The organism is Allosphingosinicella deserti, assembly GCF_003012735.1.
GTDB classification, from domain to species: domain Bacteria; phylum Pseudomonadota; class Alphaproteobacteria; order Sphingomonadales; family Sphingomonadaceae; genus Allosphingosinicella; species Allosphingosinicella deserti.
Genome location: NZ_PXYI01000008.1, coordinates 103465 through 124511 on the forward strand (window position 1 = coordinate 103465; position 21047 = coordinate 124511).

Sequence of the window (21047 nt, forward strand, 5' to 3'; positions counted from 1 at the left end):
CGGACCTCATGACCGCACCCATGTTCCGCTACGTCCCGCCGCATCCGCCCCGTCCCGACGGTCCGGTCCCGGTCTGGCGCGGATTCGTCGGCGAGCGGGCGCGCAATGCCGTGTTCGGCTGGTCGAAGCGCGCGTTCGAGATCCCGCATTTCGAGCGCACCGTGCTCGGCCACCGAGTCCACATCCCGCTCGATCCCGCGCTCGTCCAGCATGTCATGCTGGACAATGCCGCCAATTATCAGAAGCCGGATCTGGTCAAGAAGCTGCTGATGCCGAGCATCGGCCGCGGCCTGCTGAGCTCGGACGGAAATTTGTGGCGCGATCAGCGGCGGATCGTCGCCGCCAGTTTCGCGCCCGCCGCCGTCGACGCGCTGTTCCCGTCCTTCGCGCGGGCCGCCGAACAGGCGATGGCCGGCTGGGGCAGCGGCTGCACGATCGACATGGCCGAAGTTTCGACGGCGACGACGATGCGGGTGATCTCCGATGCCCTGTTCGGCGGCGATCCTAGGCTCACCGGCGCGGAGGCGATGGGTCACATCGCCGCCGCGCTCGAAGGGGTGGGCGGCGCGCGGCTGCAGGTCCTGCTCGGCCTGCCGCTGATACCGCTCACCGCCAAGGGCCGGCGCGGGCGGCGCGGCCAGCTCTATCTGCGCGAGACGTTGAGCGCGGTGGTCAACGATCGCCGGCAGCGGCCTGGCGACGACTTCCTCAGCCACATGATATCGGCGCTCGACGCGCGCTTCCCGGCGGAGGACGCGCAGGCGCTGGCGGTCGACAATGCCGCGACCTTCTACGTCGCGGGGCACGAGACCACCGCCAATGCGATGACCTGGACGCTGTTCCTGCTTTCAGAACAGGCGGCTCTGCAGGAGCAAGTGAGCGCCGAGGCACGGGAGGCGCTCGCCGCCGCGCCCGCGGACTCGAGCCTCGCCGAGCGGTTGCCCTTGCTCCGCCGGGTGCTCGAGGAATCGATGCGGCTCTATCCGCCGGTGCCACGCTTCGATCGCCAGGCGGTGGCCGACGATCGCATCGGCGACCATCCGATCCGGGCCGGCGATTTCGTGTCGATCTGGCCGTGGATCATCCATCGCCACCGGTCGCTCTGGGAAGATCCGGACGCGTTCATTCCCGATCGCTGGCGTGAGGATGCCAGAGCGACCCGTCACCGCTTCCAATATATCCCGTTCGGCGGCGGTCCGCGGGTCTGCGTCGGGCTGCGCTTCGCGACGGCGGAAATGCTGAGCGTGCTGGCTTACTGGCTCGCCGGGTGGCGCTTCGCGCCGCTGCCCGGGCGCGATGTCCGCCCCTCAGGAATGGTCACCTTGCGGCCTGCGGGCGGCCTGCCGCTCATCCTCTCGCGTCGCTCCGGCTGACTCCGGCCCCGCGCGACGCGAAGCTCGCCGCCAGGCCGATCAGCGCGACGGCGCCGACGATCAGTCCCGGTGCGGCGCGCCAGCCGGTGGCGTCGATCAGCGCATTGGCGGCAAGCGGCCCCAATCCGCTTAGTAAGGTGAAGCTGATGTTGAGCGACAAGGCGACTCCGCTGAAGCGCACGCGTGCCGGAAACAGCCGCGCGAGCAGATAGGCGAAACTGCCATTGGCGCCGGCGACCGCTATCGCGAGCAGCGGCAGCACCAGCAGCAGATCGGCATCCCCGCGCGCGAGCAGGGCATAGCCCATCGGTCCGCCGACGATCAGCAGCAGGGACGATGCCCGCAGCAGCCGCTGCGGCGGCATCCGGTCCGCCAGCCACGAGGCGGCGAGCAGCGACAGCGACATCGCCAGCAAAGCGACGTTCATCGCGATCGCCACCTCCTGCCTCGGATAGGCGAGCACCTGGCCGAGATAGGCCGGCATGTGCGCGAACAGCAGCCCGTTGAAGCCCGCGGTCAGCGCCACTACGCAGCAGCCGAGCAGGATCGCGCCGCGATGATCGCGCACCACTTCGCGGACCGGCTGCTGCGCGGCGTCGTGCCGGATGCGCAGGAATTCGGGAGTCTCCTCCAGATTGCGGCGGAGCCAGAAGCTCACCAGCCCGAGCACGCCGCCGAACAGGAATGCGATCCGCCACCCATAGTCCAGCATCGCCTCCGGCGGCAGCCAGGCGCCGAGCGCGAGATTGACGAAAGCGGCGAGCAGCACACCGGCGTTGACGAGAGCAAAGACGATGCCGCAGGCGAAGCCGGGACGCCGCTGCGCGGTCTCGACCACGAAGGTGATCGCACCCGGCAGTTCTCCACCGATGCAGAGCCCCTGAACGAAGCGCAGCAACACCAGCAGCAAGGTCGCGGCAAGGCCCCATTGGGCATAGGTCGGGATCAGGCCGATCGCCAGCGTGCACAGCGACATGGTGAAGACGGTGACCACGAACACCGTTTTGCGCCCATAGCGGTCGCCGAAATGGCTGGAGACCATTCCGCCGAGCGGACGGGCGAGATAGCCGACGGCGAACACCGCAAGCGAAAGGGTGAGCGCCGCGGCGGGCGCGCCAGCCGGGAAGAAGGCGGCGGCGATCGCCTGCGCGAAGATCCCGTATACGATGAAGTCATAATATTCGAGGCCGCCGCCCAGCGCCGCGAGCACGACCATCCGCCACTGCCGATGGGTGAGGTCCGGCGGGCCGTCCACATTGTCCGAAACTGAAGTCACCAGGCCTCCCGCACGCGAACCTGCCGCATAAGGCCGCGAGACGGCGCGGAAGTCCACCGTTGCTCCGCTGGTGGCGGTTATTTTTCGGCGCCCGTCCTCCTGGTCCGGCCTATTCAGCTCTGCGGAACTTGAAGACGAACTGGTCGGTCTTGCCGCGGATCGACGGATCGAAGACGTTTGTCGTGTGCGGGTCGGCCGGATTGGCGAGGATCGGCAGCGCGCCTTCGTAGGTGAACCCCGCGCTTTCGATCTCCGCGCGGGCTGCGGCGGGATCGATGCGGTGGAGGCTGTCGGGCGCCTTGAACTCCGGATCGGCATTGGCGACATGGTCGACGACCAGCAGCACGCCACCCGGCTTCAGCGAGTTGTGGAGCGTCTTGGCGACGCTCAGGGCAAAGCCCGGAGGCGACATCTTGAGGTGCAGATCGTGATAATTCTGCACCGTCACGATCGCATCGAGCGGTTCGGGAAAGGCGACTGCGGCGAGCGACACGCGCGAAGGCGTGACGTTCGTGTAGCCGGCGACGGCTGTATCCTGATCGGTTCCGTACGATGCCTTGTACTGGATGAATTCGGCCGGCTGATAGGCGTAGACATGGCCCTTGGGCCCGACCGCGGCGGCGAGGATCCGGGTGAAATAGCCGCCGCCCATGATGAAGTCGGCCACCTTGTCGCCCGGGGCGATCTCCGCAAAGGCGAGCAGCTCGCCGGGCTTTCGGACCGAGTCGCGCGCCCGATCCGCTTCGGGCCGCTTGCTGTCGGCAAGCGCGGCCTTGATCGAGGAAGGAACGGTCTGGGCCGCGGCGGGCGCAGCGAGCGCCATCAGCAGTCCTGCGGATATCGATACCAGCCTCATCGCGACTCTCTCCTGTTTCGCTGCATCATGAACCATTCCGGCGACGGTTCAAAGCCGCGGTCGACCTTCGTCGCGGCGGAGAGGCGCGACTTCGGCGGGAGGGGCACCGAAGCCGCGCGCGCGATCAGCCGAACAATTTGCCGGCGGTGATCGCGATCAGTTCGCCCTGGTGCATCGCACCGTTGAGATCGATTTCGGTCGGCTGGCGCGATCCGTCACCGGCGGCGACGGTGGTCGCGCCATAAGGCGCGCCGCCGACGATCTCGTCGACGCTCATCTGGCCGGCATGGCTGTAGGGCAGACCGACGATCGTCATTCCGAAGTGGAGGAGGTTGGTGATGATCGAGAACAGGGTCGTCTCCTGGCCGCCATGCTGGCTGGCGGTCGAGGTGAAGGCGCCGCCGACCTTGCCGTTGAGCGCGCCGCGCGCCCACAGGCCGCCGGCCTGATCGAGGAAGGCCGCCATCTGCGACGACATCCGGCCGAAGCGGGTGCCGGTGCCGACGACGATCGCATCATAATGTTCGAGGTCGGCGACCGTCGCGATCGGTGCCGCCTGATCGAGCTTGAAATGGGCGTTGCGCGCAATCTCTTCGGGAACGGTCTCCGGCACGCGCTTGATGTCGACTTCGGCGCCGCCGCGGCGTGCGCCTTCCGCCACCGCTTCCGCCATCTTCTCGATATGACCGTAAGACGAATAATACAGAACCAGCACCTTGGCCATGTGACCCTCCTCGAAGCGTGCGCGGCGGACCCGCCGGCACGTCCTCCATCGGCTCATTGTCCGCGACGAGAAAGCCGAATAAGTTCGAAGGATCTGTTCGAAATTCTGGAAGAGCTGAGTCATAGGCGGAGCTGGCTTCAACCCGTGCCTGCTCCTAGATAGCAGCAATGCGCATCGCCATCCTCGAAACCGGCAAGCCGCCCGCCGACCTTGCCGGCCGCTTCGGCACCTATCCCGAGATGTTCGCCGATCTGCTCGGCCCCGGCTTCGAAACGGTGACATACGACGTCGCCGCCGGCGAGTTGCCCGCGCGACCCGAGGATTACCCAGCCTATCTGGTCACCGGCTCGCCGGCGGGTGTGTATGAGGATCATCCCTGGATCGATCCGCTCAAGGCGTTCCTGCGCGCCGCCAAGGGAAAGGCCAGGATCGTCGGCATCTGCTTCGGCCACCAGATCATGGCCGAGGCGTTCGGCGGCAAGGTCGAGAAGTCCGAACGGGGCTGGGGCGTCGGCCTGCAAACGCTTGACGTCCAGGCGCGCCGCCCGTTCATGAACGGCGAAGCCGCCGTGTCGGTGCCGGCCTCGCACCAGGATCAGATCGTGGTGCCGCCGCCGCATGCCGAGGTGCTCGCCGGCAACGATTTCAGCCCGTTCGGAATGCTCGCCTACACCGATCAGCCGGCGCTCTCGATGCAATTCCACCCGGAATTCGATCCGGCCTTCGCCAAGGCTCTCGTCGAGAGCCGGCGTGCGCGCCTGCCCGATCCGGACGCAGCGATCGCCTCGCTCGATCGCCCGAACGACAGCGCCTGCGTCGGCGGCTGGATCCGCAGCTTTCTGAAGGAAGAGCCGGCATGACCGAGTGGCGGGCGATCGAGGCGGACATCACCAGGCTCGCCTTGGATGCGATCGTCAACGCCGCCAATTCGAGCCTGCTCGGCGGCGGCGGCGTCGACGGCGCGATCCACCGCGCCGCCGGGCCCGATCTTCTCGCCGAGTGCCGCACGCTTGGCGGATGCCCGGCCGGCGAGGCGAAGATCACGAGGGGCTACCGACTACCGGCCGCGCACGTCATCCACACCGTCGGTCCGGTCTGGCACGGCGGCGGCAAGAATGAGCCCGAGACGCTCGCCCGCTGCTACCGCAACAGCCTCGCGCTCGCCCGGCGGCACAGCCTGCGCACCATCGCCTTCCCGGCAATCTCCACTGGAATATACGGCTATCCCGTCGAAGCCGCCGCAAAGGTGGCCGCCGAGACCGTCGCCGCGGAAATCGCCGCGACACCGGACGCCTTCGACGAAATCTTGTTCGTCTGCTTCAGCCCCGCTGCCACCGAAATCTTCCAGAGGTCCGTGGACGAAGAACAAGGCGCCAACCCTTAACCTCTCGCCCGTTGCGCGAGAGAGGTAGGAGAGAGGGGGCGCCTTAAACCGTCGCTGCGCCGAACGTGTCGCAGCTCGCCGGATCGCCGCTCTCGAGGCCGCGCTTCAGCCAGCGCTGACGCTGCTCGGCGCTGCCGTGGGTGAAGGCTTCGGGGACGACGCGGCCCTGCGCCTGGCGCTGAAGCGTATCGTCGCCGATCGCCTGGGCGGCGCGAAGACCCTCCTGGATGTCGCCCGGCTCCAGCGCCGCGCGGCCCTGCGCATCCTTGGCATTGGCGGCCCAGACTCCGGCATAGCAATCGGCCTGCAATTCCACGCGCACCTGGATGGCATTGCCCTCGCGGCTCGAAACGCTCTGCTGCTGCTCGTGGGCGCGGGTCAGGGTGCCGGTCAGGAACTGGAGGTGATGGCCGACTTCGTGGGCGATGACATAGGCCTGGGCGAAGTCTCCGGCGGCGCCGAACCGGTTCTGGAGCTCGCCGTAGAAGCTGGTGTCGAGATAGATGCGATTGTCGGTCGGGCAGTAGAACGGCCCCATCGCCGACTGGGCGGCGCCGCAGCCGGAGCGGCCGGTGCCGCCGTAGAAGACGAAACCGGCCGGCTGATATTTCTGGCCCTGGGCCTGGAAGATGCGGGTCCAGGTGTCCTCCGTATTGGCGAGCACCTGGCAGGAGAATTTGCTCGCCGCATCGAGCGCGCAGGATTCCTGCGCATTGGCGCCGCCGCGTGTTCCCGTCTGCGCCACCTGCGTCCCGCCGACGCCGCGCGTTCCGCCGCCGCCACCGCCAAGGGTGGTCAGCGCGCAATAACCGAGCAGGAGGATCAGCACGCCGCCGATCCCGAAGCGGCTCAGCACCAGGCCGAACAGCATCCCGAACAGGCCGCCGCCGCCGCCGAAGCCGCCGCCACCGCCGAAACTCTGCCCGCGCTGATCGCTGACATTGTCGCTCGTCCGATAATCATCGAGGCGCATCCGGCTCACTTCCTGTTGCGAAGACCCACTCCCGGCGCGGGCCGGAATGCGGACTTCCTGGGTACGAACCGGGAGAATGCGCAGGATGGGCGTGCGGTTGCAAATCGCGCCCGCACGCGGGAAAGAGCGGCGGACCTCAGCCAAGGATGTCCGCGCATGCTCCTCAACGGAAAGACCGCTCTCGTTACCGGATCCACGTCGGGAATCGGCCTCGCCTGCGCCCAGGCGCTCGCCGCCGAGGGCGCGAACGTCGTCGTCAACGGCTTCGGCGACGAGGCCGCGATCGAGGAGATCCGCACGGGCCTTGCGGAGGCGAGCGGCGGCCAGGCGCTCTACAGCAATGCCGATCTCACCGACCCCGCCGCGATCGAACGGATGATCGATCAGGCCGCCGAGGCGTTCGGCGCGATCGACATCCTGATCAACAATGCCGGCATGCAGCATGTTGCGCCGATCGACCAATTCCCGCCCGATCAATGGGATCTGATCATCGCGCTCAATCTCTCCGCCGTCTTCCACACCACGCGGCTCGCCTTGCCGGCGATGAAGGCCAAGGGCTGGGGCAGGATCATCAACACCGCCTCCGCGCACAGCCTCGTCGCCAGCCCCAACAAGGCGCCCTATGTCGCGACCAAGCACGGCATCGCCGGCCTCACCAAGGCGGTGGCGCTGGAAACGGCGACGTCGGGCGTGACGGTGAACTGCATCAGCCCCGGCTATGTATGGACGCCGCTGGTCGAGAATCAAATCCCGGACACGATGAAGGCGAGAGGCCTCACCCGCGAGCAGGTGATGAACGACGTCCTGCTCGCGGCGCAGCCGACCAAGAAGTTCGTCACCGTGGATGAGGTCGCGGCCTTGGCCCTGTTCCTGTGCCGCGACGAAGCGGCCTCGATCACCGGTGCGAACCTGTCGATGGACGGCGGCTGGACTGCGGCCTGACGGCCGAGGGGCAGGGTGGTCTTGTTCGCTTTGCGGCGTTGATCGCTTCGCAGCACGCCTTATGCTGGCGCCATGACGTCCTTGTTCAGGCCGGTGCACGGCTCCTTGGTGCTCCTCCCGCTGCTGATGCTGCTCTCCGCCTGTGCGGCGGAGCGTACCGGGCCCGCCGAAGCGGTGCCGCAGGTCGATCAGGCGTGGCGCACGGTCGCGACCGAGACGGATCGTGCCCGCATCCGCGGCTGGCGCGACGCCTGGCTGGACGCGCTGCAAAAGGCCCGCACCGCCGGGCACGGCAATCAGATCGTGGCCGAAGGCCGGCTGCTCGTTCCCGATGCGGCGCTCGGCCAGGCGTCGCCGCCGGCGGGCGACTATCGCTGCCGGGTGATCAAGCTCGGCGCCAAAAGCGAGGGCTTGCTCGATTACGTCACCTATCCCCCGTTTCGCTGCCGCATCGGCGCCGGCGAGAGGAATCGCGATTTCACCAAGCTGACCGGCTCGCAGCGTCCGATCGGGCGGCTGTTCCCGGACAGCGATCAGCGCATGATCTTCCTCGGCACGCTCCAGCTCGGCGACGAGGAGGGGACGCTGCGCTACGGCCATGACGAGGATCGGGCGCTCGCCGGGCTCCTGGAGCGTATCGACGATCGCCGCTGGCGTCTCGTTTTCCCCCGTCCCCATTTCGAATCGCTCGTCGACGTGATCGAGCTGATCCCCGAGGAGTGATCGACATGCGCACTGTTCTGCTCACCGCGTCCGCGGCATTCCTGGCGCTCGCCACCCCTGCTCTGGCCGATCCGCTTGCCGATCAGGTCCGCGCCGACATGCCGTCGCTGATGACCATCTACCGCGATCTGCATGCCAATCCAGAGCTCAGCATGCAGGAGGTGAAGAGCGCGGCGAAGCTTGCCGCCGAGGCGAAGAAGCTCGGCTTCGACGTCACCACCGGTGTCGGCAAGACGGGTGTCGTCGCAGTGATGAAGAACGGCCCCGGCCCGGTTTTGCTGATCCGCGCCGACATGGACGGGCTCCCGGTGATCGAGCAGACTGGCCTTGCCTTCGCCTCCAAGGTGCGCGGAACGAGCATGGCCGGGGTGGAGAGCGGCGTGATGCATGCCTGCGGCCACGACACCCACATGACCGCCTGGATCGGCGTCGCGCGACGGTTGGCCGCGATGAAGGATCGCTGGTCCGGAACCCTGGTCATGATCGGCCAGCCGGGCGAGGAGATCGGCACCGGCGCCAAGGCGATGCTCGACGACGGGCTCTATACCCGCTTTCCCAAGCCCACCCACGCACTCGCCTTCCACGACAGCGCCGGTCTTCCGGCGGGCGTGGTCGGCTATTCGGTCGGGCCCGCGCTTGCCAATGTCGACAGCGTCGACATCCTGGTGAAGGGCATTGGCGGCCACGGTGCCTATCCGCACACCACCAAGGATCCGATCGTCCTTGCCAGCCGGATCGTGACGGCCTTGCAGACCTTGGTCAGCCGGGAGGTCGATCCGCAGGAGCCGGCCGTCGTCACCGTCGGCAGCTTCCATGCCGGCGCCAAGCACAACATCATCTCGGACGAGGCAACCTTGTTGCTCACGGTCCGCTCCTACACGGACGAGACCCGCAAGATCCTGCTCGACGGCATCCGCCGGATCGTCGAGGGCGAGGCGATCGCCGCCGGCATGCCGAAGGATCGCATGCCGATCGTCACCCACAAGATGGGCGAATATACGCCGGCGACCTACAATACCGACAAGCTCACCGCTGACACCGCCGCCTTGCTCACCAGCCGCTTCGGCGCCGAGCGCGTGCTCAAGACCAAGCCGGTGATGGGCGGCGAGGATTTCAGCCGTTTCCATCTCGCCGACAAGAGCATCGAGAGCATGATCTTCTGGGTCGGCGGCGTCCCCCAGGCGCAGTGGGACAAGGCCAATGGCGATCCCGCCAAACTGCCCAGTCTCCACAGCCCATTCTGGGCGCCCGAGGCCGAGGCGGTGATCTCGACGGCGACGGAGGGGCTGGTTACCGGCGCGCTCGGCGTGCTCGGCAAGAAATAGGGGTCAGTCGCCGAGCGCCCTGCGGATCGCGTCGGCGAGATCGGTGGAGCGGTACGGCTTGGTGACCAGCGGCACGTCGCTATAGGCCGGCGCCCGTCCGGCCGAGCCGTAGCCCGTCGTGAAGATGAAGGGACGGCCGCGCGCGCGGAGCGTCTCCGCTACCGGACTGCTGTCGACCCCGTTCAGGTTGATGTCGAGCAAGGCGAGGTCGAACGGAATCGTCTCGACGACCTTCAGTGCCTCGGGCAGCGCGGTTGCCGTGGCGACAATGTCGCAGCCCAGCTCCTCGAGCATGTCCTCGGCCATCATCGCGATGATCGCTTCGTCCTCCACCAGGAGGATCCGAATTCCCTCGATCGCCATTCCTCACTCCCCGCGGCCCGGCGACCTTCTGCGTGCTCGCCGGCTGCCGGGCAAGCTCCTCGACATCCCGCTGCCGTTCGCGCGTACCCGTTTGCGGGCGACCGCCTGTCTCTCTCTCTCTGAACGGTGACCAGGGCAAAAAGTGGCGCGCCGCACGAAAAATCGAGGAGGCGTCCCGACCCTCATCTTCCGGCTATTTCCGGGCGATGACCGCAAAGCGGGTGGCATTGTCGGGATCGTCCTGCATGTCGGCCACCAGGATCGACAGTCCGTACGCGGTGGCAGCCGCTTCCGAGGCGAGCACCGCGCGGTCCCGGGTGGCGAGATCGCGCGCGGCGACGGCGGTGTTGGCTGCAGGCTCCGCTTCCAGGCCGAGTGCCGCCACTTTCTCCGCGCATTGCAGCAGCGCGACGGGGTGGCTGCGCACCAGCTTCACGTCCTCGATGGCGACGCCGGGGAGGGCCAGCAGGTGCATCCGGACCGGCAAAGCGCGTTCCTCGACCACGCGCACGCCGCTTGTCGCGATCAGCTCCGCGACCCCGTCGACCGGCCCTGCGCGGCTGTTCTCAACCGGGAGCACGCCGCGCTCCGCATCGCCGGACGCGACCGCGCGCGCGACGTCCTCGAACGTGTCGAGCGGCGCGAGGTCGCAGCCTGGACAGAAGGACAGCGCGGCCTGGTGCCCGAACGCGCCCGGCGCCCCTTGATAGGCGACCTTCACGCCGCGTCCGAGCGCCGCCGCGCCGCGTGGCCGACCAGAGCGGCAACCTCGACCGCCACTTCCAGCGCCTGGGGCGGGTTGAGCCGTGGGTCGCAATGGCTGAGGTAGCGGCGGCCAAGCTCGCCGGCTCCGCTGCACGCCTGCCCGCCGAGGCATTCGGTAACGTCGCTGCCGGTCATCTCCAGGTGGATGCCGCCGGGACGGACGCCTTCCGCCGCCGCAACCTCGAAGAAGGTCCGGGTCTCGGAGAGGATGTCGGCGAGCAGCCGGGTCTTGACCCCGTGCAGGACCGTGCCGTTGCCGTGCATCGGATCGATCGACCAGATCGCCTTGCGCTCGCCGCGCCGAACGGCGCGCATCAGCGGCGGAAGTGCCGAGGCGACCTTGTCGGCGCCGAAGCGGCCGATCAGCACCAGCCGGCCCGGCTCGTTGTCGGGATCGAGCAGGTCGATGAGCCGGAGAAGCTCGCCGGGATCCATGTTCGGCCCGCATTTGAGCCCGATCGGATTGGCGATCCCGCGCGCATATTCGACATGGGCGCCCCCCAACGCCCGGGTGCGCTCGCCGATCCAGACCATGTGCCCGGATCCGGCCCAGGGGCGGCCGGTCTCCGCGTCGCGGCGGGTGAGCGCCTGTTCGTAGTGAAGCAGCAACGCCTCGTGACTCGCGAACACCATGTCGCGGCCGCGCTCGGCAAGGCGGTAGGCGCCGAGCAGGGTCAGCGTCGCGCGCGCCTGCTCATAGGCCTCGATCAGCCGCTCCGCCTCCGGGGCACGGCTGGCGAGCGTGAAGGCGCGGCCGTTCACGGCATCGCCGCGATAGCTCGGCAGCGTGATTCCAGCCTCGGTCTCGATACCGGCGGAACGTGGCTTGGCGAACTGGCCGGCGGCGCGTGCCACGTGCACCACGGAAGGGCCTGCCGAAGCGATCATGCTGCCCATGCCGAGCAGAAGCTGCTCGTCGCGGCGGACTTTCTCCGGGCTGAACTCGGCGAAACTCTCGGCGCAGTCGCCGCCCTGGACGAGGAACGCCTCGCCCTCCGCCACGCGGGCAAGCCGCGCCTTGAGCGCCATGACCTCCCCGAACGGGACCAGGTGCGGGCGCCGAGCGAGACTTTGCTCGATGTCGGCGAGCGCAGCGGCATCGGGATAGACCGGCATCTGCGCAGCGGGCCGGCTGCGCCAGCTGTCCGCAGACCAGTCCTGTTTGGTCTCCTCGGTGCTCTCGCCCGTCTCGATGGTGTCGCCCGGCGCCATTCGCCCGACGGCGTAGCCGATTGTCTCGCCGTGCATGCCGCGGACGATGTCGAAGACGACGAGGCCGTCCGCTTCTCCGGCGCAGAGCGGTGTGCCGAGCACCGCGATAACCTCCGCCTCGCGCGCCAGGCGCAGCGCGTCCGCCCGCGCATCGACGCGGCGGACCGGGAATGCGGTACCGAAATGATCGCGCACCTGCCCGTCGAGCCCGTCCGGGATCTCCTGGCCGCACAGGATGATCTCGGTGCGCGCCTGCGCCTGGAGCGTGTGCGCCATCAGTTCGCGCCAGATCAGCGCCACCGCGTCCGGCGGCGTGTGCGCGGCGCGCGCCTGCAGGCGGGCGATCACTTCGGCCTGGCGGCGCGGGCGGAGCTTCAGCAGGCCGTCCTGGCCGTCGCCCTTGGCGGCTGCAATGGCAGCGGAAGCGGCGAGGCGGCGTTCGATGAGGTCGAGGATCTGGTCGTCGAGGGAGTCGATTTCGGCGCGGAGCGCGCTCAGACGGTCACGATCGGGCATGTCTCTGTCTCACTGTCACCGCTCGGACGCGTGCGCATCGGGCACGCCTGGAGCGGATCTTTCGGCAATTGGAAGGAAAAAGCGGCTTCGGGGGTGAGACTCCGGCACGCCCTCAGGCGTACCGGCCCATAAACGAAGCGAAGCTGCCGAAACGGAAGGAGAGAGCCTCGAAGCGGGCGACGATCTGTCCGTTCTTCATCTCTGCCTCCTTCCCGGCCCTGATTGGCCTATGACCCGAAATTGCCCTTGGGATCCCATTCTGTCAACAGACAAAGCGCTTCCCTGTCGTTCTTGTCTTGGATCCGAGCTCGTGACGCGCAGCAATTGCGCCATCCGTCACCGGAGGCGCGGGGAATTGGATCCCGCGGCAATGCCTACTCGCCTGGCTTGCGGCCACGCGCCTTGCGCGGCTTCCAGACGATCTTGCGGCCCTTGGGCTCGTGCCACCGGCCCGACGCCGTGCGGACGAGATCCACGCCGCAGGCGCCGCAGCGGCTGAAGAAATAGCCGCGGTTCCACACTTCGCCGGGTTCGGCGGCATGGCGGCCGAGCCGGCACAGCAACGTTCTGGCACTTGTGAACAGCGGCACTGAAATTTTCCTCCCGCGCCATGCTACGGCATCGCGGGCCCACTCATCAACCAAGCGGAACCGATCTCTGGCGCGTCGCTCAGCTCCGGGATGCGGCGTCGAGGCTGCGGAGCTGGTCGGGAGTGAGATCCAGCGCCATCGCCGGCAGCAATTCCTCCAATTGCTCGGGCGTTCGCGCGCTTGCGATCGGCGCGGCGACGGTGGGCTGCGACGCGAGCCAAGCAAGCGCGACCTGCGCCGGGGTGGCAGCCGCTTCGGTCGCGGTCGCATCGAGGGCATCGAGCACGGCGAAGCCGCGTGGAGTCCAGAAACGCTCCATCCGTCCGCCGCGGACGCTCTGCCCGAAGTCCTCGCGGCTGCGATATTTGCCGGTGAGGAAGCCGGAGGCGAGGCCGTAATAAGGCAGGATCGAAAGCCCCTCGGCGAGGCACAGCGGCTGCAGATCGGCCTCGACCTCCTCGCGCGCCATCAGATGATATTCGGGCTGGAGCACCTCGTAGCGCGCAAGCCCGAGCCGCGCGGAAAGATCCAGCGACTGTTTCAGGCGATCGGCCGTGAAGTTGGAGGCGCCGAGGGTGCCCACCTTGCCGGCTCGGACCAGAGTGTCGAAGGCGCGCAGGACGTCCTCGATCGGAGTCCCCGGATCGTCCTGGTGCGCATAATAGAGATCGATCGTCTCCACTCCGAGGCGCTTCAGCGATGCGTCGGCGGCGGCGGCGATCCGCGCCGGCGCGAGCTTCTCCCCACCTTCGCCCGCCAGCATGCCGACCTTGGTCGCGATCAGCACGTCCTTCTTGCCGCCGCGGCGGCGGATCCACTCGCCGAGGATCGTCTCGCTCTCGCCGCCTTCATTGCCCTCGACCCAGGCCGAATAGACGTCGGCGGTGTCGATCATCATCCCACCGGCTTCGGCGAACCGATCGAGTATCCGGAACGACGTCTCCCGATCCGCGGTCCAGCCGAACACGTTGCCGCCGAGCACGAGCCGCGGCGTCGAAAGGGGGCTGCGGCCGAGCTGGCGTACGATGTTCATGTGGGTCGCTCCGCGATGATGTTGGCGGCTTTTTCGCCAGGCAGGTTGGATTGGAAGGGGTCGCCCTTCTGACCGTGTAGACGGCAATATGGGCGCCCGGGCCCGGCCGTCCAGCGATCAGCGCTCCCTTCACCGTTTATTTGTCAATTTGAGCGACACCGCGTGCCGTGTCGGAGAAGCTTACAACCAAGGCGACGGTGCGATGGTAAGGCTGTTCAAGCATTACGTCCCCCATACCGTGCTGCTGCTGGGCCTGATCGACTTCGTCCTGCTGATGCTGGCGGGCGAGGCGGGATGGCTGCTGCGGCTGTGGCAGATCGACGTGCAGGCGGATCCGGACGTCCAGCGGCTGCCGCATCTGCTGACCTTCGCGATCGTGCTGGAACTGGCGATGGTCGGAGTCGGAGTCTACGGCGCCGACGCGCTTCGGTCCATGCGGATCGGCGCCGCTCGCCTGGTGGTCGCGATCTCGCTCGGCGTGCTGCTGCTCGCCTTCGTCTTCTTCATGCTGCCGGCCGTCACCTTCTGGCGCTCGAACCTGCTCTACGCGATGGCCTTCGCCTTGTTCGCGCTGTTCGTGGTGCGCGTGGTCGCCGGCCAGCTCGTCGGCCACGACGCCTTCAAGCGGCGGATCCTGGTGCTCGGCGCGGGGCCGCGCGCCGCGCGTCTGGCCGAAGTCGCCCGCCGCGACGGCGCCGGATTCACCATCGCCGGCCATGTCGCGATGAACGACGGCGCCGTCGTCGTGCCGAGCGCGGTCAATCGGGCTGACATCGCCAACCTGAACGATCATGTCGTCCGCCTCGGCGCGAGCGAAGTCGTGCTCGCGCTGGAAGAGCGGCGCAACGCGCTGCCGCTCGCCGATCTGCTGCGGATCAAGACGACGGGCGTCCACGTCAACGAACTCTCGTCCTTCCTTGAGCGTGAGACGGGTCGGGTCGATCTCGACAGCCTCAACCCCTCCTGGCTGATCTTTTCGGATGGCTTCTCGGCCGGCCGCCGCCTGTCGAGCGGCGGCAAGCGGCTGTTCGACATCTTCGTCAGCGCGATCATCCTGCTCGTCCTCGGGCCGATCATTCTGCTCACCGCCGCGGCCGTGAAGATGGAGAGCGCCGGCCCGGCCTTCTTCCGCCAGCGCCGGGTCGGCCTTTACGGCCAGTCGTTCGAGATCCTGAAGATCCGCTCGATGCGGCAGGATGCCGAAGTCGGCGGCAAGGCGGTGTGGGCGCAAAAGGACGATCCCCGCATCACCCGCATCGGATCGATCATCCGCAAGCTCCGCATCGACGAGCTGCCGCAGGCCTGGACCGTGCTCAAGGGCGAAATGAGCTTCGTCGGCCCGCGTCCCGAGCGCCCGCAATTCGTCTCGGATCTGGAGACCCGGCTGCCTTATTATACCGAGCGTCACGTCGTGAAGCCGGGCATCACCGGCTGGGCACAGATCAACTTCCCTTATGGCGCCTCGGTCGAGGATGCGCGCCAGAAGCTCGAATATGATCTCTACTATGCCAAGAATTACACGCCCTTCCTCGATCTCCTGATCCTGCTGCAGACCGTCCGGGTCGTGCTTTGGCCGGTGGGCGCGCGCTGATGCTGGCTCTGTTCGGCATCTGGACCCATGTGCTGGCCGCCCCCGCCTTCGGCGCCCTTGCGATCTGGCAGCTTCGCCATTGGCCGCAGGGCGGGCGCAATCGCCACCTTGCCGCCGCGTTCGCCGTGACCGGGATCTGGGCGCTGCTCGTCGCCCTGCTCGGCTCCTATTCCTTCGGCGCCGGCCTTGCCGAAAGCGGCCGGAACTTCGCCTTCCTTTCGTTCATGTATGCGATCGTGCGCACCGCCGATGTCGAGCGCCAGCGGGCGGTGCGGATCGTCTACGGGGTGATCGGCGGCGTCATCGGGCTCCAGATCACCATCGCCGGCGTATTGCCCCAGTTCGAGGGCGTGCCGATCGCCTATCAGGCGCTGACCTCGACCGCGCAGATGCTTGGGCTGATCATCTCCGCGGGCGCGCTCGTTCTGGTCCACAATCTCTACGGCCAGGCGGCGCCGGACAGCCGCTGGGGCCTCAAGCTGCCGATGATCGCGCTCGCGGCAATGTGGACCTACGATCTCCACCTCTACACTCTGGGCTATCTCACGCGTTCAACCGTGCCCGATCTGCTGGCGTTGCGCGGCGCTGTCTTGATGCTGCTCGCCCCTCTGTTCGCGATCGCCGCCCGCCGCGATACGGAATGGCGGTTCCAGCTCAGCCGCGCGGCCACCTTTCAGTCGCTCTCGGCGACTGCGATCTTCCTTTATCTGATGGTGATGATGTCGGCGTCGCGCGCGCTCGAGATCGTCGGCGGCGACTGGGGGCGCCTCGGCCAGATCAGCCTGGTTTCGGCGATGCTGCTCGCCGCGGCTCTGGTCCTGCCCTCGGGCCGCGCGCGCGCCTGGCTGCGGGTGATGCTCGCCAAGCATTTCTTCGAGCACCGTTACGATTATCGCGAGGAGTGGCTTCGCTTCACCCGGACCGTCGGCGCGGCCGGCCCCGACGCGCCGCCGCTCGGCGAGCGGGTGGTGAAGGCGATCTCGGATATCGCCGAAAGCCCCGGCGGGCTGCTGCTCGCGCCCGACGAGAACGGGCGGCTGGTGGTCGAGGCCCGCTTCAACTGGCGTGACGATCTTCCCTCGAGCGGGGAGGATTCGGCACTGATCGCATTCCTCGAGAAGACCGCGCACGTGCTCGACATGGATGCCGCCCGCGCCGCGCCGCTCGCCGCCGCCGGCCAGTCTCTCGATCTCCCCGCGCATCTCGCCCACGTCGAATCCGCGTGGGCCGGGATTCCCTTGCTCCACAACGACCGGCTCGTCGGTCTCGTCATCCTCCAGCATCCACAGATCCGGCGTGCCCTCGATTGGGAGGATTTCGATCTCTTCCGCGCCGCAGGGATCCAGGCGGCAAGCTATCTCGCCGAGGCGCGCAGCCAGGAGGCGCTGGCCAATGCGCAGCGGTTCGACGAGTTCAACCGCCGCTTCGCCTTCATCCTGCACGACATCAAGAATCTGGTGAGCCAGCTCAGCCTCGTCGCCCGCAACGCCGAGCGCCATGCCGACAATCCGGCCTTCCGGCAGGACATGATCGCCACGCTGCAAAGCTCGGTCAAGAAGATGAACGATCTTCTCGCCCGCCTGTCGCGCAGCACCAGCGGGGAGGGAGACACGCCGCGCCCGACCAGCCTCGGCCACATCCTCTCGGCGCTCGCCGAAGCCAAGAAGCGGGTCCATCCGGTCGAGGTGGCCGCGCAACCCGGCCTGGTATCGGTCGTCGATCCGCGCGCGCTGGAACAGGCCATCAACCATCTGCTCCAGAATGCGATCGACGCGAGCGACGCCGGAACGCCGGTGCTGCTGCGCCTTCGGGCCGAGGGCGGTGAGGCGCTGATCGAGGTGATCGACACGGGGGCCGGCATGTCGGCCGATTTCGTTCGCAGCCGGCTATTCCAGCCGTTTGCCTCCACCAAGGACGGCGGCTTCGGCGTGGGTGCGTTCGAGGCGCGGACGCTCGTCGGCGCGATCGGGGGGCGCGTCGACGTCGCCAGTGTCGAAGGGGCGGGCACCTGTTTCACCATCGTCCTGCCGCTCGCCGAGCCGAGTGCCTTTCTTCCAGCCGAACGGATGCGTGCATGAAGGTCGACGCCAAAGCCAAGCTCCTGATCGTCGAGGACGACGAGGGTCTGCAGCGCCAGCTCCGCTGGGCCTATGACGATTACGAAGTGCTGATCGCGTCCGATCGCAATTCGGCGATCGACCTCCTCCGCGCCGAGGAGCCGCCGGTGGTGACGCTCGATCTCGGCCTGCCGCCGGATCCGAACGGCGTCAGCGAGGGCTTCGCGACGCTGGAGAAGATCCTCGCGCTGAAGCCGGAGACGAAGGTGATCGTCGCCTCGGGCCACGGCGCCCGCGAAAGCGCGCTGCGGGCGATCTCGTCTGGTGCCTATGATTTCTATCACAAGCCGGTCGACATTGATCAGCTCGGCCTGATCGTCCGCCGCGCCTTCCAGCTGCACGGCATCGAGCATGAGAATCGCCGGCTCGAAAGCTGCGTCGGCGAGGATCGCACCGTGCTCGGAACGATGCTCACCGCGGCACCCGAGATGATGAAGGTAGCGCGGACGATCGAGCGGGTGGCGAATACCGGGGTATCGGTGATGCTGCTCGGTGCGAGCGGCACCGGCAAGGAATTGCTGGCGCGGGGTCTGCACAATGCCAGCCGTCGCGCCCAGAGCGGCTTCGTCGCGATCAATTGCGCCGCGATCCCCGAGAATCTGCTGGAGGCGGAGCTGTTCGGCTACGAGCGGGGCGCCTTCACCGGCGCGGTCAAGTCCAACGAGGGCAAGATCGAGCAGGCCCATGGCGGCACTCTGTTCCTCGACGAGGTCGGCGACATTCCGCTGCCTTTGCAGGTCAAGCTGCTGCGCTTCCTGCAGGAGCGCACGATCGAGCGCATCGGGGGGCGAAAGCCGATCGCGGTCGACACCAGGATCGTCTGCGCGACGCACCAGGATCTGCCGGAGATGATCAAGGCGGGAAGCTTTCGTGAGGACCTCTGGTATCGCCTCGCGGAGATCGTCGTCCGCATCCCCAGCCTTGCCGAGCGCGCCGGCGACGCGGTGCTGCTCGCCAAGCATTTCCTTCACCGCTTCGCCCGGGAAATGAACCCGCAGGTCAAGGGCTTCACCCCGGCAGCGCTGGCCGCCATCGACGCCTGGCAATGGCCCGGCAATGTCCGCGAGCTCGAGAACAGGATGAAGCGCGCCGTCATCATGGCCGACGGCAAGCACATCACCGCCGAGGACCTCGATCTCGGATCCGGCGAGGAGCAGGGGCTGCCGCTCAATCTCAAGGCGGCGCGCGAGGATGCGGATCGGCGGGCGATCCGCCAGGCGCTCGCCCGCAGCGAAAACAACATCTCCAGCGCCGCCAAGCTGCTCGGGATCAGCCGGCCGACGCTCTACGATCTCCTGAAGCAATATGGGCTGCAGCCGTGACGGCGCCCCGGCTCGTCCTCGCCGCCGCGTTGCTGCTCGGCGCAGTTGCCTGCTCCAGTGGGCCGGCGCAAACGCCGCAGGATGCCTACGCGAAGGGCCTCGCCGCGCTCGAAGCCGGCGATCCCCGGACCGCGCGGGTCGAACTGCTCAATGCGATCGACGGCGCACCCGGTGATCCGCGAATCCGTGTCGCCCAGGCGCGCACCCATTTGCTGCTCGCCGACGGCAACGCGGCCGAGGCCGAGCTGATGCGCGCGCAGAAGCTTGGAACGCCCCCGAACGACCTGCACCATCTGCTCGCCCATGCGTATTTCCTGCAGAAAAGGTTCAAGGAGGCTGCGGCCGAAGCCGAGAAAGCGCCGGCCGTTCACCGCGCATATGCCGCCCGAATGGCTGGACGGGCTTATTATGCGACCGGCGCACTCCAGAAGGCCGCCGATGCATTCACCCAGGCGATGGAGGCCGGCCAGGACGACACGTTCGTGTGGACCGATGTCGCCCGCTTCCGCCGCAATACCGGGGCCCTCGGCGAAGCGATGGCGGCCGCCGACCGCGCGATTGCGCTGGATGCGCGCAATATCGAGGCGCTGACCCTGCGCGGCGAACTCAGCCGCAGCCAATATGGGCTCGCCGCCGCAATCCCCTGGTTCAACAAGGCGCTCGAGATCGATCCCAAGTCGGTGCTTGCTTTGTCGGAGCGGGCGGCGACCCTGGCGGATCTCGGGCGCATGCACGCGATGCTGGACGACACCCGCCGGATTCTCGCGATCCAGTCGGATCATCCGGTGCCGTGGTTCCTCCAGGCGATTCTCGCCGCACGCGCGGGCAAGTTCCAGCTCGCCCGCACGCTTTACGATCGCACCGGCGGCGCGCTCGAGCAGCAACCGGCGGGGCTGCTGCTCGCCGGCATCGTCGATCTCCAAACCGGCCGCGCCGAACAGGCGGTCGTTCGCCTGCGCGCTTTGCTCGACATGCAGCCGGCCAATTTCAAGGCACGTCGCCTGCTCGCGGTCGCGCAGTGGCGGCAGGGCGACGCCGCCGCGACGATCGAAACCCTGCGCCCGCTCGCCGATCGTCCGGACGCCGATCCCTATGTGCTGAGCCTGATCGGCAAGGCTTTCCAGCGCCGGGGCAATGCGGATGTCGCCGCCCATTATCTTGCGCGCGCCGCCCAGCCCCAGCGGCGCGATGCGGTCGCGCTTCTCTCCGGCCCGGTCGACGATGCCACTCTGGACGACTTGCGTGGCAAGGCGGAGTCGAACCCGCGCGATGCGTCGCTGCAGATCGACCTCGTCCGCGCCTTGCTCGGGCGCGGCAACGGCGGCGAAGCGCTGGCGCGCGCGCGCGCGCTGCAGACCGCCTTCCCGGGCGCGCCCGATGCCCACGTTCTGGTCGGCGACGCGCTCGGCATACAGGGCAATTTCGCCGCCGCGGCCCAGGATTATCGCAAGGCCGCGAACATCGCCTTCACCGAGCCCGTGGCGATGCGGCTGATCGAGGCGCTGCGTTATTCGGGCGACGAGGCCGGTGCGACCAGGGTGCTCGCCCTGTTCCTCACCCAGAACCCGCAGAACGTGCCCGCCCAGCAGCTCGCCGCCGCCGCCTATCTCAAGGCGAAACAATGGGACCAGGCGATCGCGCTCTACGAGGGGCTTCGGCGCAGGCTCGGCAATCGCGATGCCACCCTGCTCAACAATCTCGCCTGGGCCTATTCGGAGAAAGGCGATTACGATCGCGCAATCCCGCTTGCCCGCCGCGCCTACGCGCTCGATGCCCGCAATCCTGCGACCGCCGATACGCTCGGCTGGCTGCTCTTCAAGAGCGGCGAGGCAAGGATGGAAGGCTTGGCGCTGCTCGGCCAGGCGGCGCGCGGCGCTCCGAGCGACGCCCAGATCCGGGCGCATCTCGCGGCGGCGGGCCGCGCCGGATAGGCAAGGCCTGCAATCAAGGTTAGGCAGGCGC

General features: G+C 67.9%; 19 protein-coding genes. 10 read left to right on the plus strand and 9 right to left on the minus strand.

Annotated elements, in window-relative coordinates; genetic code table 11:
- Nucleotides 1-8 precede the first annotated feature (8 nt).
- The gene (locus tag C7I55_RS21400) at nt 9-1373 is read left to right on the plus strand and encodes a cytochrome P450 (protein ID WP_106515070.1); all 1365 of its coding nucleotides are present in this window, start codon (nt 9-11) and stop codon (nt 1371-1373) included.
- Here C7I55_RS21400 and C7I55_RS21405 read toward each other — a convergent pair.
- From C7I55_RS21405 to wrbA, 3 genes are all read right to left on the minus strand, one after another.
- Complete coding sequence (locus C7I55_RS21405; protein ID WP_199192990.1) at nt 1348-2649, minus strand: MFS transporter; 1302 nt, start codon at nt 2647-2649, stop codon at nt 1348-1350. The two genes, C7I55_RS21400 and C7I55_RS21405, sit on opposite strands and share 26 nt — an antisense overlap.
- 109 nt (nt 2650-2758) lie before the next feature.
- Nucleotides 2759-3505, minus strand: coding sequence for a class I SAM-dependent methyltransferase (locus tag C7I55_RS21410; protein WP_106515071.1), 747 nt, complete (start codon nt 3503-3505; stop codon nt 2759-2761).
- A 124-nt stretch (nt 3506-3629) separates the two neighbouring features.
- Nucleotides 3630-4229: an NAD(P)H:quinone oxidoreductase gene (wrbA, locus tag C7I55_RS21415; RefSeq protein ID WP_106515072.1), complete on the minus strand. Its 600-nt coding sequence runs from the start codon at nt 4227-4229 to the stop codon at nt 3630-3632.
- A 167-nt stretch (nt 4230-4396) separates the two neighbouring features.
- On the opposite strand from wrbA, the gene C7I55_RS21420 reads away from it, so the two are divergent.
- Together C7I55_RS21420 and C7I55_RS21425 are read left to right on the plus strand one after the other, a co-directional pair.
- On the plus strand, nt 4397-5089 hold the full coding sequence (locus C7I55_RS21420; protein ID WP_106515073.1) for a type 1 glutamine amidotransferase: 693 nt from the start codon (nt 4397-4399) through the stop codon (nt 5087-5089).
- On the plus strand, nt 5086-5613 hold the full coding sequence (locus C7I55_RS21425; protein ID WP_106515074.1) for an O-acetyl-ADP-ribose deacetylase: 528 nt from the start codon (nt 5086-5088) through the stop codon (nt 5611-5613). The genes C7I55_RS21420 and C7I55_RS21425 overlap by 4 nt, the downstream gene beginning before the upstream one ends.
- A gap of 43 nt (nt 5614-5656) precedes the next feature.
- Here the strand turns inward: C7I55_RS21425 and ypfJ are convergent, their stop codons facing one another.
- Nucleotides 5657-6586, minus strand: coding sequence for a KPN_02809 family neutral zinc metallopeptidase (ypfJ, locus tag C7I55_RS21430; protein ID WP_106515075.1), 930 nt, complete (start codon nt 6584-6586; stop codon nt 5657-5659).
- A 156-nt stretch (nt 6587-6742) separates the two neighbouring features.
- Here ypfJ and C7I55_RS21435 point away from each other — a divergent pair, with 156 nt between their 5' ends.
- The 3 genes from C7I55_RS21435 to C7I55_RS21445 all read left to right on the plus strand — a co-directional run bounded on the left by C7I55_RS21435 (nt 6743) and on the right by C7I55_RS21445 (nt 9576).
- The gene (locus C7I55_RS21435) at nt 6743-7528 is read left to right on the plus strand and encodes a 3-hydroxybutyrate dehydrogenase (protein WP_106515076.1); all 786 of its coding nucleotides are present in this window, start codon (nt 6743-6745) and stop codon (nt 7526-7528) included.
- Between the two features lie 72 nt (nt 7529-7600).
- Nucleotides 7601-8251: a DUF4893 domain-containing protein gene (locus C7I55_RS21440; RefSeq protein WP_233222342.1), complete on the plus strand. Its 651-nt coding sequence runs from the start codon at nt 7601-7603 to the stop codon at nt 8249-8251.
- 5 nt (nt 8252-8256) lie between these two features.
- The gene (locus tag C7I55_RS21445) at nt 8257-9576 is read left to right on the plus strand and encodes an amidohydrolase (RefSeq protein WP_106515077.1); all 1320 of its coding nucleotides are present in this window, start codon (nt 8257-8259) and stop codon (nt 9574-9576) included.
- 3 nt (nt 9577-9579) lie between these two features.
- On the opposite strand, the gene C7I55_RS21450 is transcribed toward C7I55_RS21445, so the two are convergent.
- From C7I55_RS21450 to C7I55_RS21470, 5 genes are all read right to left on the minus strand, one after another.
- Nucleotides 9580-9939, minus strand: a complete 360-nt coding sequence (locus C7I55_RS21450; protein WP_106515078.1) for a response regulator — start codon at nt 9937-9939, stop codon at nt 9580-9582.
- Nucleotides 9940-10132: 193 nt separating this feature from the next.
- Nucleotides 10133-10660 (minus strand): prephenate dehydratase domain-containing protein, encoded by a 528-nt coding sequence (locus C7I55_RS21455; RefSeq protein WP_158266528.1) that lies wholly within the window; start codon nt 10658-10660, stop codon nt 10133-10135.
- Nucleotides 10657-12432 carry a 3-deoxy-7-phosphoheptulonate synthase gene (locus C7I55_RS21460; protein WP_106515080.1) on the minus strand — a complete coding sequence of 592 codons (1776 nt, stop codon included), beginning with the start codon at nt 12430-12432 and terminating at the stop codon, nt 10657-10659. The genes C7I55_RS21455 and C7I55_RS21460 overlap by 4 nt, the downstream gene beginning before the upstream one ends.
- A gap of 374 nt (nt 12433-12806) precedes the next feature.
- Entirely contained in the window at nt 12807-13022 is a 216-nt protein-coding gene (locus C7I55_RS21465) for a hypothetical protein (RefSeq protein WP_106515081.1), read from the minus strand.
- Between the two features lie 79 nt (nt 13023-13101).
- On the minus strand, nt 13102-14055 hold the full coding sequence (locus C7I55_RS21470; RefSeq protein WP_106515082.1) for an aldo/keto reductase: 954 nt from the start codon (nt 14053-14055) through the stop codon (nt 13102-13104).
- A gap of 202 nt (nt 14056-14257) precedes the next feature.
- Here C7I55_RS21470 and C7I55_RS21475 point away from each other — a divergent pair, with 202 nt between their 5' ends.
- From C7I55_RS21475 to C7I55_RS21490, 4 genes are read left to right on the plus strand one after another with little or no spacing between them, the layout of a single operon-like run.
- Nucleotides 14258-15646 carry a TIGR03013 family XrtA/PEP-CTERM system glycosyltransferase gene (locus C7I55_RS21475; protein ID WP_106515083.1) on the plus strand — a complete coding sequence of 463 codons (1389 nt, stop codon included), beginning with the start codon at nt 14258-14260 and terminating at the stop codon, nt 15644-15646.
- Nucleotides 15646-17724, plus strand: coding sequence for an XrtA/PEP-CTERM system histidine kinase PrsK (gene prsK, locus C7I55_RS21480; RefSeq protein WP_106515193.1), 2079 nt, complete (start codon nt 15646-15648; stop codon nt 17722-17724). Before C7I55_RS21475 ends, prsK begins: the two co-directional genes overlap by 1 nt.
- Nucleotides 17721-19085, plus strand: a complete 1365-nt coding sequence (gene prsR, locus C7I55_RS21485; RefSeq protein ID WP_106515084.1) for a PEP-CTERM-box response regulator transcription factor — start codon at nt 17721-17723, stop codon at nt 19083-19085. Before prsK ends, prsR begins: the two co-directional genes overlap by 4 nt.
- The gene (locus C7I55_RS21490) at nt 19082-21016 is read left to right on the plus strand and encodes a tetratricopeptide repeat protein (RefSeq protein ID WP_106515085.1); all 1935 of its coding nucleotides are present in this window, start codon (nt 19082-19084) and stop codon (nt 21014-21016) included. The genes prsR and C7I55_RS21490 overlap by 4 nt, the downstream gene beginning before the upstream one ends.
- The last annotated feature ends 31 nt before the right edge of the window (nt 21017-21047 follow it).